This is a genomic window from Actinomadura sp. NAK00032, assembly GCF_013364275.1.
In the GTDB taxonomy this organism is placed as follows: Bacteria; Actinomycetota; Actinomycetes; order Streptosporangiales; family Streptosporangiaceae; genus Spirillospora.
The window spans coordinates 6,564,094-6,578,560 of the sequence record NZ_CP054932.1; the positions used below are offsets into that span (position 1 = coordinate 6,564,094).

The 14,467-nt window shown below is 73.0% G+C and carries 12 protein-coding genes; 7 read left to right on the forward strand and 5 right to left on the reverse strand.

Going from position 1 to position 14,467, the window contains the following annotated elements; translation table 11 throughout:
• The first annotated feature begins 105 nt into the window (after nt 1-105).
• From HUT06_RS29980 to HUT06_RS29995, 4 genes are all read left to right on the forward strand, one after another.
• Entirely contained in the window at nt 106-597 is a 492-nt protein-coding gene (locus HUT06_RS29980; protein WP_176198770.1) for an Lrp/AsnC family transcriptional regulator, read from the forward strand.
• 67 nt (nt 598-664) lie between these two features.
• Complete coding sequence (locus HUT06_RS29985; protein ID WP_254715460.1) at nt 665-2,374, forward strand: AMP-binding protein; 1,710 nt, start codon at nt 665-667, stop codon at nt 2,372-2,374.
• Between the two features lie 161 nt (nt 2,375-2,535).
• On the forward strand, nt 2,536-3,297 hold the full coding sequence (locus HUT06_RS29990) for a phosphotransferase family protein (protein ID WP_217711521.1): 762 nt from the start codon (nt 2,536-2,538) through the stop codon (nt 3,295-3,297).
• 67 nt (nt 3,298-3,364) lie between these two features.
• On the forward strand, nt 3,365-3,637 hold the full coding sequence (locus HUT06_RS29995; RefSeq protein WP_176198773.1) for a zf-TFIIB domain-containing protein: 273 nt from the start codon (nt 3,365-3,367) through the stop codon (nt 3,635-3,637).
• Nucleotides 3,638-3,694: 57 nt separating this feature from the next.
• Here the strand turns inward: HUT06_RS29995 and HUT06_RS30000 are convergent, their stop codons facing one another.
• Both HUT06_RS30000 and HUT06_RS30005 read right to left on the reverse strand, forming a co-directional pair.
• Nucleotides 3,695-6,241 (reverse strand): polynucleotide kinase-phosphatase, encoded by a 2,547-nt coding sequence (locus tag HUT06_RS30000; RefSeq protein ID WP_176198774.1) that lies wholly within the window; start codon nt 6,239-6,241, stop codon nt 3,695-3,697.
• Nucleotides 6,238-7,662 (reverse strand): 3' terminal RNA ribose 2'-O-methyltransferase Hen1, encoded by a 1,425-nt coding sequence (locus HUT06_RS30005; protein ID WP_176198775.1) that lies wholly within the window; start codon nt 7,660-7,662, stop codon nt 6,238-6,240. The genes HUT06_RS30000 and HUT06_RS30005 overlap by 4 nt, the downstream gene beginning before the upstream one ends.
• 65 nt (nt 7,663-7,727) lie before the next feature.
• Here HUT06_RS30005 and HUT06_RS30010 point away from each other — a divergent pair, with 65 nt between their 5' ends.
• A complete protein-coding gene (locus tag HUT06_RS30010) occupies nt 7,728-8,558 on the forward strand; it encodes a TIGR02452 family protein (RefSeq protein WP_176198776.1) in 831 nt (276 codons plus the stop codon).
• A gap of 27 nt (nt 8,559-8,585) precedes the next feature.
• On the opposite strand, the gene HUT06_RS30015 is transcribed toward HUT06_RS30010, so the two are convergent.
• Nucleotides 8,586-9,320, reverse strand: a complete 735-nt coding sequence (locus HUT06_RS30015; RefSeq protein WP_176198777.1) for a TetR/AcrR family transcriptional regulator C-terminal domain-containing protein — start codon at nt 9,318-9,320, stop codon at nt 8,586-8,588.
• A 171-nt stretch (nt 9,321-9,491) separates the two neighbouring features.
• On the opposite strand from HUT06_RS30015, the gene HUT06_RS30020 reads away from it, so the two are divergent.
• Nucleotides 9,492-11,198 (forward strand): MFS transporter, encoded by a 1,707-nt coding sequence (locus HUT06_RS30020; RefSeq protein WP_217711522.1) that lies wholly within the window; start codon nt 9,492-9,494, stop codon nt 11,196-11,198.
• A gap of 57 nt (nt 11,199-11,255) precedes the next feature.
• Here HUT06_RS30020 and HUT06_RS30025 read toward each other — a convergent pair whose 3' ends face one another.
• Nucleotides 11,256-12,182: an LLM class F420-dependent oxidoreductase gene (locus tag HUT06_RS30025; RefSeq protein WP_176198779.1), complete on the reverse strand. Its 927-nt coding sequence runs from the start codon at nt 12,180-12,182 to the stop codon at nt 11,256-11,258.
• Nucleotides 12,183-12,242: 60 nt separating this feature from the next.
• Nucleotides 12,243-13,181 (reverse strand): CARDB domain-containing protein, encoded by a 939-nt coding sequence (locus HUT06_RS30030; RefSeq protein ID WP_176198780.1) that lies wholly within the window; start codon nt 13,179-13,181, stop codon nt 12,243-12,245.
• A gap of 245 nt (nt 13,182-13,426) precedes the next feature.
• Here HUT06_RS30030 and HUT06_RS30035 point away from each other — a divergent pair, with 245 nt between their 5' ends.
• Nucleotides 13,427-14,452 (forward strand): glycoside hydrolase domain-containing protein, encoded by a 1,026-nt coding sequence (locus tag HUT06_RS30035; RefSeq protein ID WP_176198781.1) that lies wholly within the window; start codon nt 13,427-13,429, stop codon nt 14,450-14,452.
• The last annotated feature ends 15 nt before the right edge of the window (nt 14,453-14,467 follow it).

Below are 14,467 nucleotides of genomic sequence, written 5' to 3' on the forward strand. Positions count from 1 at the left end.
CCCGTAACGCTATGAAGGCCGATCTCTCAGGAGAATGGGCGATCGCTGGTGATCGGCGGCTTCCGCTTCTAGTTTGTGAGGAGTTTCGGCGGAAGGGCTTTGCACATGGACCGGGAACTGGACCAGACCGACTGGCGGATCCTCGCCGAGTTGCAGCGGGACGGGCGCCTGTCGTTCAACCGGCTGGCGGGGCTGGTCAACCTCTCCGCCCCGGCGGTCGCGGAGCGGGTGCGGCGGCTGGAGGAGTCCGGCGTGATCACCGGGTACGCGGCGCGGGTCGACCCGGCGCGGGTCGGGCAGCCGCTCACGGCGTTCGTGCAGATGCGCTGCGCCCTCGGCCGCTGCCTGCTGAAGACGACCGCCGCGGAGGACCTGCCGGAGGTCACCGAGGTGCACAAGCTGAGCGGCAGCTGGTGCTCGATGCTCAAGGTGCGGGTCGGGTCGATGCCGCATCTGGAGGGGCTGCTGGAGCGGCTCGGCGAGCACGGCGAGATGAACTCGCACATCGTCCTGTCGACCGCCTTCGAGGGGCGCGCCGTCGAGCCGCCGGTCCCGGGCGCCCGGACGGTCACCGCCTCCGACGGCTGGACCCGGTAGCCCGTCCCGCGCGGACGCCGGAGAAATGGTTGAATCGTGCGCTATGTGGCACTCGTCACTGCGTTCCATGCCCTGGCGACGGAGGTATCCGGCCGGTGTCCCCGGTGAACTCGATATCCCGGACATCCCCGTCACACGCTTCCTCGACGATGCCGCGGACCGGTACCCGCGCAAGCCCGCCCTGATCTTCTTCGGCCGGCGGCTCTGCTACCGGGAGCTGCGCGAGGCGGTGGACCGGTTCGCCGACGGCCTGCACCGGCTCGGCGTGCAGCCCGGCGACCGGGTGGCGCTGATCCTGCCGAACTGCCCGCAGATGGTCATCGCGTTCTACGGGGTGCTGCGCCGCGGCGCCATCGCCGTCCAGCACAACCCGCTGTACACCGAGGAGGAGATGCTGCGGCAGCTCGCCGACTGCGGCGCGCGGGTCGCCGTCGTGCTGGACCGGTCCTTCGCGACGGTGCGGGCCGTGCGGTCCCGGCTGCGGCTCGACCACATCGTCGTGACGTCCCTCGTCGACTTCCTGCCCGCGCCCCGGCGGCCCGCGCTGCGGCTGCCGCTGGTGCAGATGCAGCGGCGCCGCGCGGCCATCACGGCGGACGTGCCGGACGATCCGGGCGTCGTCGCGTTCCGGGAGCTGCAGCGGCCGCCGCGGCGACACGTCCGGCAGCTGCCCCTGGACCCGGCGCGGCACCTGGCGGCGATCCAGTACACCGGCGGGACGGAGGGCCGTCCGAAGGGCGCGATGCTGACGCACCGCAACCTCGTCGCGAACGCCTGCCAGCAGCACGCGTGGGACCTCGGCGGGCGCCCCGGCGCGGACGTGACGCTGGCGGTGCTGCCGCTGTTCCACTCGTTCGGGCTGATGAGCTGCCTGGTCGCGCCGGTGATGACGGCGGGCGCGGTGGTGCTGCTGCCGCGCTACGACGGCGACCGGGTGGTGCGCGCGATCCGCAAGTACCGGCCGACGATCTTCCCGGGCGTGCCGACGCTGTACGAGCAGGTGCTCGACAGCCCCCGGTTCCGGCCGGCGGACCTGCGGTCGCTGCGCATCTTCATCTCCGGCGCGATGGGCCTGACGCAGCGCACGATCGACCGGCTGGAGCGGACCGGCGCGCAGGGCCTGATCAACTGCTACGGGCTCACCGAGGCGTCCCCGGCCGTCACCGGCAACCCCCTCGACGGCACCGCCCGCAACCTGACGGTCGGGCTCCCGCTGCCGATGACCGACGCCGTCGTGGTCGCCGAGGACGAACCGACACGGGTGCTGCCGCCCGGCGAGCCGGGCGAGCTGGTCGTGCGCGGCCCGCAGGTCTTCGCCGGCTACTGGAACGCCCCGCTCGCGACCGCGCAGACCCTGTCGAAGGGCTGGCTGCGCACCGGTGACATCGCCGTCATGGACGAGGACGGTTTCATCACCATCCTGGAGCGCATGCGGGACATGATGAAGGTGAGCGGCTTCACCGTGTTCCCGACCGAGGTGGAGAAGGTGCTGCGCCGCCATCCCGCCGTCTACGACTGCGCCGTGGTCGGCGTGCCGGACGCCCGGCGCGGGGAGCGCATCATCGCGCACGTGGTGGAGCACCCCGCCTACCTTTTCTCCTCAGACGAGCTGCGGCGGCACTGCAAACGCTATCTGTCGCACTACAAGGTTCCGTCGGAGTTCCTGCCGCGCACGGAACTGCCCAGGAATCTGCTGGGAAAGGTCGTCCGGCAGCGGCTGCGGGACGAGTTCGCCGCCTCCGCGCAAGGGCAGAGCGGCGCGGCGCAGAGTGGTTGACTGGGCGGGTGCAGACCGAGACCGTCCAATCCGGGCTCTTCCCCCGGCTCGTTGAGATCGGGCGCGCTTCGGCCCCCGCCGCCGCAGCATCCGACAGCGCGCCACCGGAGACGTTGTACGACCGGCACGGCGTTCTCGTAGTGCGCGTCGGTGAGGTCGTGGTGAAGGCGCATCAGGCCGACCGAGAGCACGGTGCCCCGTTCCTGGAGCGGATCCGGCTGGCGGCCACGCTCCCTGGCATTCTCCTGGGGCCGATGGGGGCGCCCCTAACCGTGGACGGCCGGACGGTCACGATCGCCGCCTACGGCGACCCGGTCGACCCGAGCCAGGAACTCCCCTGGGAGGAAGGCGCCCGGCTTCTGGCGGCGCTACACGCGGAGAGCGTCCCGGCAGAAGCACCGTCGTGGGGGCGTCCGACCCGTGTGGCGCGCCTCGTCTCGCAGCTCGGCGAAGGTCCCGCCGAAGACGCGGTGAAGCGCGCGTTCGTCACCCTTCCCGGCTGGATACGCGGCGTGGAGGACGAGCCACCGGCGTGCACGGAGCGCCTCATCCACGGGGACTGGCACCTGGGCCAGATGGTCCGCGCCCGGGACGGCCACTGGCGGCTCATCGACATCGAGGACCTGGGCAGAGGCGACCCGGCGTGGGACCTCGCCCGCCCCGCCGCGCTCTACTCCGCAGGCGTCCTGCACCCGGACGAGTGGGAGCGGTTCCTGGGCGCCTACACGGCGGCCGGCGGCCCGGCTGTCCCCGCGCAAGGTGACCCCTGGACCAGCCTGGACATACCCGCCCGAAGTCTCGCGATCCAGATTGCCGCCACGTGCGTCATATCGGCGGGGAGGGATGATCGAGCCCTGGACGGGCCGGAGCAGGCGATGATCGACGCCTGCGTGAGAATATCCGCGGCGGGGGACGCGGCATGACGTGGCGCGAAACCTGCCCTACATTTAGCCTCTACCTGGGGATCCATACCGGAAGGACGACAAGGCGATGCACTGCCCTAAGTGTCGTGGCGTGATGCGGACCTACACCCGCAGCGGCGTCCACATCGAGCAATGTGACAGCTGCCGGGGCATCTTCCTCGACTACGGCGAGCTGGAGGCCCTGAGCCAGATGGAGTCGCAGTACCGCGCGGCCCCGCCGCCGCCCGCCGCCGCGGCACCGGGGTGGGGCGCGCCGGCGGCGTCGGTGCACCACCATCACCACGGCGGGCACCACCGCCCCCACCACGGCAGCGTCTTCCACATGCTGTTCTCGACCTGACGCGATCCCGTACGGCCCGCCCCTCGCGGAGGCGGGCCGTACGCGTGCGCGGCCGGACTACAGGCGCGGGTCGACGGGCTCGGACTCCAGCGCCAGCACGGCGAAGACCGCCTGGTGGACGCGCCACAGCGGCTCCCCGGCGGCGAGCCGGGCGAGCGCCTCGGTGCCGAGCGCGTGCTCGCGCATCGCCAGCGACCGCTTCCGGCCGAGCGACCTGCGGCGCAGCCGGTCGAGGTTCGCCGGCTCGCGGTAGTCGGGCCCGTAGATGATCCGCAGGTACTCCGGCCCCCGGCACTTGATGCCGGGCTGGATCTTCACCCCGTCCGGGACCGGCCCGAGCGGCTTGACGACCATGCCCTCGCCGCCGGCGGCGGTGAGCTTCTCCCACCATTCGGTGACGGCGGTCTCCGACTCCGGCGACTCCAGGTCCGCGGTCACCGAGGCGGTCCGCTTGATGAGCCCGGTCGCGTCGCCTTCCGCGAGCCGTCCCGCCGCGGCCATGTGCCACTCGTGGTCGCGGGCGTCCGCCCAGGAGCGGCCTTCCCCCGCGAGGATCTGGAACGGCGCGAACTGCAGCCCGGTCAGGCCGTCCGTCGTCCAGCAGTACCGCGCGTAGGCGTCCCTGAAGCGGGACGCGTTGGCGGCGCGCCGGTCGATGTGCTCGCGCAGGCCGCCGAGGTCGAGCCCGCGTGCCTCCGCGCGCGCGAGAGCGTCGGCTGCCATCGGCAGGGCCGCGCGGGCCGCCGCACCGGTCGCCGCGTACTGCGTGCGGATGAGCTCCATGGCCTTCGCCGACCACGGCATCAGCTCGCCGTCGATGACGAGCCATCCGGTGTCCAGCTCGTCCCAGAGCCCGGCGGCGCCGATCGCGGCGCGCAGCCGGTCCAGCACTTCGGCCGTGCGGGACGGGTCGCGGAAGAACGAGCGCCCGGTGCGGGTGTAGACGGCGCCGGTCGTCCCGTCCGCCACGCCGAAGCGCTCGGCGGCCACGGCGGCGTCGCGGCAGACGACGGCCACGGCGCGCGAGCCCATGTGCTTCTCCTCGCACACGACCCGGGCGACGCCCTTGCCCCGGTAGGCGGCGAGGGCCTCGGCCGGGTGCTCCAGGTACCCGGGCAGCGGCGAGGTGTCGGCGGGCGCCATGGTGGGCGGCAGGTAGACGAGCCAGCGCGGGTCCACCGCGAACCGGCTCATCACCTCCAGCGCGGCCATCGCGTTCTCCTCGCGGACGGCGACGCGGCCCATGAGGCGGGTCTCGACCCCCTCGTTGCCGAGGACGTCGCCGATGTTGAGGACGTCGTTCTCCCGCGAACCGCCCGCGGCCGGGGCCTCCAGGGGACGCGTCGGCTCGTACCAGACCTGCCGGGCCGGAACCGACACCAGCTCACGCTCCGGATAGCGCAGCGCGGTCAGCTTCCCGCCGAACACGGCACCGGTGTCCAGGCAGATGGTGTTGTTGACCCACTCCGCCTCGGGGACGGGGGTGTGCCCGTACACGACCATGGCCTTGCCCCGGTAGTCGCGCGCCCACGGATACCGGACGGGCAGCCCGTACTCGTCGGTCTCCCCTGTGGTGTCGCCGTAGAGCGCGAACGAGCGAACCCTTCCGGACGCCCGCCCGTGGTAGGCCTCCTTGAGCCCGGCGTGGGCCACGACCAGACGGCCGTCGTCCAGCATGTAGTGGCTGATGAGTCCGTCCATGAACTCCAGCGCGCTTTCGCGGAAGTCGTCGTCCTCGGCGGCGAACTGCTCCAGGGAGTTCTCCAGGCCGTGCGCCACCCGCACCTTGCGCCCGCGCAGAGCACGGACGAGCTTCGCCTCGTGGTTGCCCGAGACGCACAGCGCGTCGCCGGCGGCGACCATGCCCATGACCAGGCGCACCACGCCCGGCGAGTCGGGGCCGCGGTCGACGAGGTCGCCGACGAAGACCACGGTGCGCCCGCCGGGGTGGTTCGCGCCGACGGGCCGCCCCCGCGCGTCCCGCTCGATCTCGTAGCCGAGGCCGGCGAGGAGGTCCTCCAGCTCCGCGCGGCAGCCGTGCACGTCGCCGACGATGTCGAACGGGCCGGTCACCTCCCGCTTGTCGTTCCACGCCTTCTCGCGGACGACCGTCGCGGCGTCGATCTCCTCGGCGCCGGTCAGCACGTAGTGGCGGCGGAACGTGCGGGCCAGGTCGCGCATCCCGCGCCGCAGCTCGCGGCGCTGGCGCGGGATCACGTGCGGCGGCAGGTTCCGGTCGGGCCGGGTCGCGTTCCGCTCGGCGGCGAGGCTCTCCGGCACGTCCAGGACGATCGCGGCCGACATGACGTCGTGGTCCTTGGCGATCCGCAGCAGCGCCTCGCGCGCCTTGGTCTGCACGTTCGTCGCGTCCACCACGGTCAGCAGCCCGCGCCGCAGCCGCTTGGCCACGATGTAGTGGAGCAGGTCGAACGCGTCGCCGCTCGCGGACTGGTCGTTCTCGTCGTCGGACACGACGCCGCGGCAGAAGTCGGACGACACCACCTGCGTCGGAGCGAAGTGCCTGCGCGCGAAGTGCGACTTGCCGGACCCGGTCACGCCGACCAGCACGACGAGCCCCGCCGCCGGGATCCTGATCTCGGTCATCGGGTGAACACCCCCATCTGGGTGGGCGCGCCGACCTCGGGGTCGTCGTCGCCCACGGGCACGTGGCGGACGCGGTAGCCGTGCGCGGCGGCGACCCGGTCCGCCCAGGCGCGGAACTCGGCCCGCGTCCATTCGAAGCGGTGGTCGGAGTGGCGCATCGCGCCCGGCGCGAGGCCCTCGTAGCGGACGTTGTGCTCGGCGTTCGGAGTCGTGACGACGACCACGCGGGGCGCGGCGTGCCCGAACACCACCCGCTCGACGGCGCCGAGCCGGGGCGGGTCGACGTGCTCGATGACCTCCATCAGCACCGCCGCCTCGTAGCCGGCGAACCGCTCGTCGGCGTAGGTGAGCGCGCCCTGGAACACGTCCCGGACGCGGCCGGACCGGTCGCCGTGGTGCGGGCGCGGCCGGTCGTCCCAGCGCAGCCGCCGCCAGGCGTGGCTCAGCGCGCGGTGCGAGACGTCCGTCCCGGAGATCTCGCTGAAGAAGTCGTCCTTGGCGAGCAGCGCCAGCAGCTTCCCCGAGCCGCAGCCGAGGTCGATGACGCGCCGGGCGTTCTCGTCGCGCAGCGCCCGCACGACCGACTGGAGGCGGTGCTCCGCGAGCGAGACCGTCTTCTCCTCCTCCACCTCGGGCGGCTGCTCCTCCTCGACGTGCACGGGGTCGAGCTCCTCGTCGGCGGCGTCCTCGGTGTCGGCGAGGCGGCCCAGCGCGGTGCGGACGAGCGCGCGCCGGTTCGCCAGGTAGCGCCGGGTGATGGCGCCGCGGTCGGGATGCGCGGCGAGCCAGCCCTCCCCCGCCCGGATGAGCTTGTCGACCTCGTCGGGCGCGAGCCAGTAGTGCTTGGCGTCGTCCAGGACGGGCAGCAGCACGTACAGCTGGTTGAGCGCGTCGGCGAGCCGCAGCGTCCCGGTCAGCGTGAGCGTCACGTACCGGGAGTCGCCCCACTCGGCGAACTCCGGGTCGAGCGGGACGGGCACCGCCGACACGTCCCAGCCCAGCGGCGCGAAGAACCGCTCGGCCTGCTCCGGACCGCCCCGGCACGGCAGCGCCGGCAGGACGATCTCCAGCGGGATCGGCGACCCCGCCAGTTCGGGACGGGCGTCGCACCGGCCGCGCATCGCGGTGCGGAAGACGCCGGCCATGGCGGACGCGAGCAGCGACGACGCCGCGTAGGGGCGGTCGTTCACGTACTGGCCGAGGGAGAAGTCCGGCGTGCCTCTGCCGCGCGTCCGCACGAGCTTGACCGGGTCGACGTCCAGCAGCAGCGCCGCCGTGCAGCGCCGGTCGCCGGCGTCGGGGTAGAAGACGTGCGCCGTGCCGAAGGACTGCTCGAAGCGCTGCACCCGCCCGGGATGCTTGTGCAGGAGGTAGCCCAGGTCGGTCGCCTGGTCCATGGTCGTGGTGATCGTCAGAAGCACGCGCTCAGTGTGGCGGACATAACCAGGTGATTCGCATTCTTTTTTCCGGAAGAATGCGGCGCGATATGAGCAGACACCCGCGCCGGATGACCGCGCAGGAGACCGTGGCCATCCTCGAACGCGGCGACTACACGGCGCCCTCCGGCCGCACCGTCCCGATCGCTGACGGCCTCGCCCGCGCCGTCGAGGGCACCGTCCTGTACCGGCCGCAGGAACTGGACGCCCTTCTCGCCCGGCTGCCCGAAGGCGGCACCGAGGCGACGCGGATCGAGGTGACCGGCGAGACGACGCTCGCCGCCGCGCGCCGGCTGTGCGGCGGCGGAACGGACCCGCTCGCGCTCAACTTCGCGTCGGCGAAGAACCCGGGCGGCGGTTTCCTCAACGGGGCGCACGCCCAGGAGGAGGGGCTGGCGCGCTCGTCCGGCCTCTACACGTCGCTGCTGTCGGCCAGGGAGTTCTACGACTTCCACCGCGAGCAGCGCGACCTCCTCTACAGCGACCACATGATCTACTCGCCCGGCGTGCCGGTGTTCCGGGACGACGCCGGGCGGCTGCTCGACGAGCCGTACGGCGTCGCGTTCCTGACGTCCCCGGCCCCGAACCGCGGCGCGATCCGGGACGGCGCGGCGGCGGAGCGGATCCCCGCCGTGCTCCGGCTGCGGGCCCGCAAGGTGCTCGCCGTCGCGCTCGCGCGCGGGCACGGGCGGCTGGTCCTCGGCGCGTGGGGCTGCGGCGTGTTCCGCAACGACCCGGCCGAGGTGGCGCGGGCGTTCGCCGAGCCGCTGCGCCCCGGCGGCGAGTTCGCCGGACGGTTCGAGCACGTCGTCTTCGCGGTGTGGGACACCGCGCAGGGCTCCCCCAGGCAGGCCGCGTTCGAGCAGGTCTTCGCCGCCTAGCCGGGCCTTGCCCGAGTCTGGCCGGGCCTAGCCGGGGCGCTTCCCGCCCTCGGCGTAGGACGCGATGCCCCGGACGAGCAGGTCCAGCCCGAACTCGAACCGCCCGTCGCCGCTCTCCCCGGTGAGCTCGTCCACCATGCCGACCAGGTGGGGGTAGCGCTCGGGCGGCAGGGCGGCGAAGTACTCCTGGACCTGTCCGAGGTAGGCCCGCATGTGCTCCCACGGGTCCGCGCCCTCCGGCGTCTTCGCGATGTAGACGGTGTCCTCGATGGCGTCGGCGTCGAGGAACATGCCGAGGGTGTCGACGGCGATCGCCGCGATCTCCTTCGGGACGCCGCCGGCCAGCATGAGGGCGATCTGCGCCTCGGCGACGTCCAGGAGGTGGGGGCCGGTGGGGACGAGCCCGATCGAGACCATCGCGATGTCGCGGTGCGAGGTGTAGACGCGGCGGATCTCGCGCGCCAGCTCCTTGAGCTGCTCCTGCCAGCGCGCCGGGTCGGCGACGGGCAGCCGGATCTCGGTGGCGATCCGGTCGAGCATCAGCTCGCGCAGCTCCTCCTTGCCGGAGACGTGGGCGTAGAGGGACGCGGGCCCGGTGCCCAGCTCCTGCGCGATGCGGCGCATGGTGACCGCCTCCAGCCCCTCCGCGTCCAGGACGCGGATCGCCGTCTCGACGACGGCCTCCTGGGTGAGCGGCCGGCGCGGCGGCCCCGTCCTGCGGGGCTTGCGTCCGGGCGGCGTCGGCAGCGCTGCGCTGGCCACGTCGAGACCTCCCAATCTCGCGATACATCTTGACAATCGCGATACGCGATATATCTTCTCTCTTGGCGAGAGAAAGTCGCTTACCCGAACATCGTACTTGACACGAACGCCGTTCCTTTCGTAGAACAGTGTTCGTCATTACGAACGTTGTTCCCCTCGATGGAGACGACCATGACACAGACACTGACGTCCCCCGCCAAGGGCACCGAGGAGGCCGGCTACCGCTGGCGCTGGGTCGCCCTGTTCGTGATCCTCGCCGGCGAGATCATGGACATGCTGGACGCGCTGATCACCAACATCGCGGCGCCCACGATCCGCGCCGAGCTGGGCGGGTCCGCCGCCACCATCCAGTGGCTCGCCGCCGGCTACACCCTGGCGATGGCGGTCGGCCTCATCACCGGCGGCCGCCTCGGCGACCTCTACGGCCGCAGGCGGATGTTCCTCATCGGCGCGGCCGGCTTCACGGTCGGCTCGCTGCTGTGCGGCGTGGCCGTGTCCCCCGGGATGCTGGTCGGCGCCCGCGTCGTGCAGGGCCTGTTCGGCGCGATGATGCTGCCGCAGGGCATCGGAATGATCAAGCAGATGTTCTCCGCCAAGGAGATGGGCGCCGCGTTCGGGCTGTTCGGCCCGGTGATGGGGCTGTCCTCGGTCGGCGGCCCGGTACTGGCCGGCTGGCTGATCGACGCCGACTTCTTCGGCACCGGCTGGCGGATGATCTTCCTGATCAACCTGCCGCTCGGCATCGCGGCCGTGCTGGCCGGGCTGAAGTTCCTGCCCGCGGGGCGCGCCGAGCACGCGTCCCGGCTCGACCTGCCCGGCGCCGTGCTGGCGTCCGTCGCCGCCGGCCTGCTGGTCTACCCGATCGTCCAGGGCCGCGAGCACGACTGGCCGCTCTGGACGTTCCTGATGATGGCCGCGTCCCTGCTCCTCTGGGGCGTGTTCGCCTGGTACGAGTCCCGCAAGCAGCGCGCCGGCGGCGACCCGCTGATCGTGCCGAGCCTGTTCCGCAAGCGCGGCTTCACCGGCGGCCTGGTCGTCGGCCTGGTGTTCTTCTCCGGGATGGCGGGCCTCGGCCTGGTGCTGGCACTGTTCTTCCAGATGGGGCTCGGGTACTCCCCGCTCAAGGCGGGCCTCGCGCAGATCCCCTGGTCGGCCGGCATCATCATCGGGTTCGGCGTCGCGCAGGCCGTGCAGCGCTTCGGCCGGACGGTCATCCACGCGGGCACCGTCATCATGGCCGGCGGCATCGCCGCGACCTACGCCACGCTCCAGCAGGCGGGGATCGACGTCACGCCCTGGCAGCTCGTCCCCGCCCTGACGGTGACCGGCCTCGGCATGGGCATGCTGATGGCGCCGTTCTTCGACACCGTGCTCGCCGGCGTCGAGCCGGAGGAGACCGGGTCGGCGGGCGGCACGCTCACCGCCGTCCAGCAGCTCGGCAGCGCGCTCGGCGCCGCCGTCCTCGGCACGGTCTTCTTCGGCCTGCTCGGCGGGCACGTGGCGAGCGCCGCCGACGACGGCGCGCCCGCGCTGCGCCGCGACCTCGCGGCCGCGTCCGTCCCCGCCCCGGTGCAGGACCGGGTCGTGGCCGGCCTGCGCGACTGCGGCCACGACCGCGCCACCGCCAAGGACTCCGCCGCCGTCCCCGCGTCCTGCCTGCGGCTGGAGGACGACGTGCGGGCCGCGATCGCCGCCGCGCCGCAGTCGGCGCCCGCCGTGCGGAAGGCCGTCGCGCTGGCCGGCGAGCACTCGGCCAAGACGGGCTTCAGCGACGCCATGAAGATCACCCTGTGGGTCGAGGTCGGGATGCTCGGCCTCACCTTCCTGGCGACGTTCCTGCTGCCGATGCACGCCCGTCCGGAGGAGCAGACCGCCTGACGGGAACACGAGGCCCGCGGCCGGGGGACGCCCCCCGGCCGCGGGCTTTCCGGCGCGTCAGACCTTGCTCATGACCTCCGCGGCCAGCAGCTCCAGGTGGTCCAGGTCGTGCATGTCGAGGACCTGCAGGTAGAGGCACTCGGCGCCCAGCTCCGCGAACCGGCCGATCTTGTCGACCAGCTCGCCGGGCGTCCCGGCCAGGCCGTTGTCGCGCAGCTCGGAGACCTGCCGCCCGATGGCGTCGGCGCGGCGCTGCAGCTCGGCCTCGTCCCGGCCGCAGCAGACGACCTGCGCGGCGGAGTAGACCATCGGCTTCGTCCGGCCCGCCTCGGCGCTCGCCGCGCGGACCCGGTCGAACGCCTCCCCGGTCTCCCGCACCTGGTGGAACGGGACGTTGTACTCGTCGGCGTAGCGGACCGCGAGCCGCGGCGTCCGCTTCGCCCCGGCCCCGCCGATGATGATCGGCGGGCCGCCCGCCCGCGCCGGCTTCGGCAGCGCGGGCGAGTCGGCCAGCGTGTAGTGGGCGCCGCTGAACGAGTACGTCTCGCCGGCGGGCGTCCCCCACAGCCCGGTGAGGATCTCGAGCTGCTCCTCCAGCCGCTCGAACCGCTCCCCCAGGCTCGGGAACGGGATGCCGTAGGCGGTGTGCTCCTGGTCGAACCAGCCCGTCCCGAGCCCGAGGTCGACCCGCCCGCCGCTCATCTGGTCGACCTGCGCGACCGCGATGGCGAGCGGTCCCGGGTACCGGAACGTCGCCGCCGTCACCAGCGTGCCGAGCCGGATCCGGCTCGTCTCGCGGGCCAGCGCGCCCAGCGTGACCCACGAGTCGGTCGGGCCCGGCTCGCCGGTGACGTCGCCCATCTTGACGAAGTGGTCGGACCGGAAGAACGCGTCGAAGCCGAGGTCCTCGGCCGCCTTGGCGACCGCCAGCTGCGTGTCATAGCTCGCCCCCTGCTGGGGCTCAGTGAAGATCCGAAGACGCATGACTCCATCCTGGTACCCGTCCGGCCCTGGTCGCGCCACCGGGTGCCGCGCCGGCGGCCGTCAGCGCCGCTTGGTGATCTTCGTCCGGACGACGGCGGCGTTGTTCGCCCGGTCGGTGTCGAGGACCGGCGAGCTCGCCCGCCAGGACGCCTTCAGCACCGTCCCCGCCCGCACGTTGCCGCGCGGCACCGCCGTGAAGCGCAGCGTCCGCGCCTCGCCGGCCTGGAGCCCGCCGACCGCGCACAGGTAGGACCGGCCGCGCGGGACGCAGGCGGTGTCGCGGTCGACCAGCTTGATCGGGCCCCGCGTCTCCAGCGTCACACTGTCGGCCGCGGCCGGGCCGAGGTTGCGGATCCGCAGCGTGTACGGGATCTCCGCGCCCGCCCGGGCCGTCGCCGGAGCCTTCTCCGACAGCGCCAGGTCGGCGGTCCGCGCGACGCGGACGGCCGGGAAGCGGCGGGTGACATGGTCGCGGCCCCACACCGCCGTCCCGCGCGGCCTGATCTTCGCCCCCGGCTTCGCCCGCTTGGTGACCTTCGCCCGGATCGTGCCGGTGGCCTTCTCCCCCTTCTCCAGGGTGCCGAGGCGGCAGAAGACCTTCTGCCCGGCGGCCTTGCAGTGCTTCTCACCGGACACGTACGCCAGCGACTTCGGCAGCGTCGTCTTGAACGCCGCCTTGCCGTGCTTGCCCTTGCCCTTGGCGGCCACCGTGAACGTCCACGTGTAGGTGCGTCCGGGCACGACGGACTTCTTCGGGCTCTTCATGCGGAGCGCCACCGCGTGCGCCTTGGGCTTGTGCTTCGGGGCTTTGTGCTTGTGCTTGGGAGCCTTGTGCTTGTGCTTGTGCTTGTGCTTGGGAGCCGGTTTGGACGTGCTCCCCTTGTCCCCCTTGTGCCCGTGCGGGCCGGGCCCGTCGGCGTGCGCCACCGCCGGCGCCGCCGCCAGCAGCGGCGCGGCGGCCAGCAGCGCCAGCCCTCGCCCCTTCAGTGTCCAGACCATGTTGAGACCCCCCGTGGCCTGCGGATTCTTTGCGGACACGTCCGTTCTAGCGAGCCGGGCACCACCCGCCTAGCGCCGTGTCGGCGTGTCGCCGCCGGACCCGTCCGCCGGCCCCGTCCGCCGGACCCTGTCCGCCGGGCCACCAGGGCATGCCCGCTGAGCTGCGAACCTGCCGAATGTGCTGCGATCTTCGCGGCGGACGCTGTTGAATCGGCCGGGACCGACCCCCGACCCATGGAGCTGACATGGCAGTCTTCGGTGTCGACTACGCGTGGGGACGCCCCGGTACCGCCGCGCTGAAGCGCGCCGGGGCGAAGTTCGCGTGCCGCTACCTGTCGCACGACACGAGCGGCAAGAACCTGACCCGCGCCGAGGCCGACGACCTGTCCGAAGCGGGCATCTGGCTGGTGGTCGTCTGGGAGACCACCGCCAAGCGCCCCCTCGCCGGGCGCTCGGCGGGCGTCGCGGACGCCAGGGACGCCGCCGCGCAGGCCAGGGAATGCGGCATGCCGGACGGCCGTCCGATCTACTTCGCCGCCGACTGGGACGCCGCCGCCTCCCAGCAGGACGAGATCAACGCCTACCTGGACGGCGCCGCGAGCGTCATCGGCCGCGACCGCGTCGGCCTCTACGCCGGCTACGGCCCGACGAAGCGCGCCTTCGACGCCGGGAAGATCACCTACGGCTGGCAGACGTACGCCTGGTCCGGCGGCCGCTGGGACGGCCGCGCGCAGCTCCAGCAGTACTCCAACGACCACAAGATCAACGGGGTCGGCGTCGACTACGACCGCGCCGTGAAGGGCGACTACGGGCAGTGGCGCGTCGGCACCGCCCCCTCGGGCGGCGACGTCCCCGACTACGTGTCCGTGGGCGCCGCCGCGGGCCAGCGGCTCGCGCCCGGCCGGTGGACGACCGTCGACTGGGCCCACGAGTACTCCGACTCCGAGCACCAGCACGCCGACAAGGGCGGCCCCGACCTGCTCAACGGCTCCGCCCGCTACAGCCTCTCCGTCGCCGCGACCGTGCGGGGCGTCCCCGCGGGCACCCTGCTGCAGGCCCGCGCCATCGAGGTCGAGGCCGCCGACACGGGCGAGTACGAGGCCGGGCCCGTCCAGGACTTCGTCTCCGCCGGCGACACGACCTACGTGTTCTACGGGACCGCCGCCGACGTGGTCGGCACGGGGCACCGGGTGCGCGTGCAGATCGTCCAGCACGGCACCGCCCCGGCGACCCTCCAGAGCGGCACCGCGAAGGCCCTCTTCTGGCGGTGACCCCGCCGGCGGCGG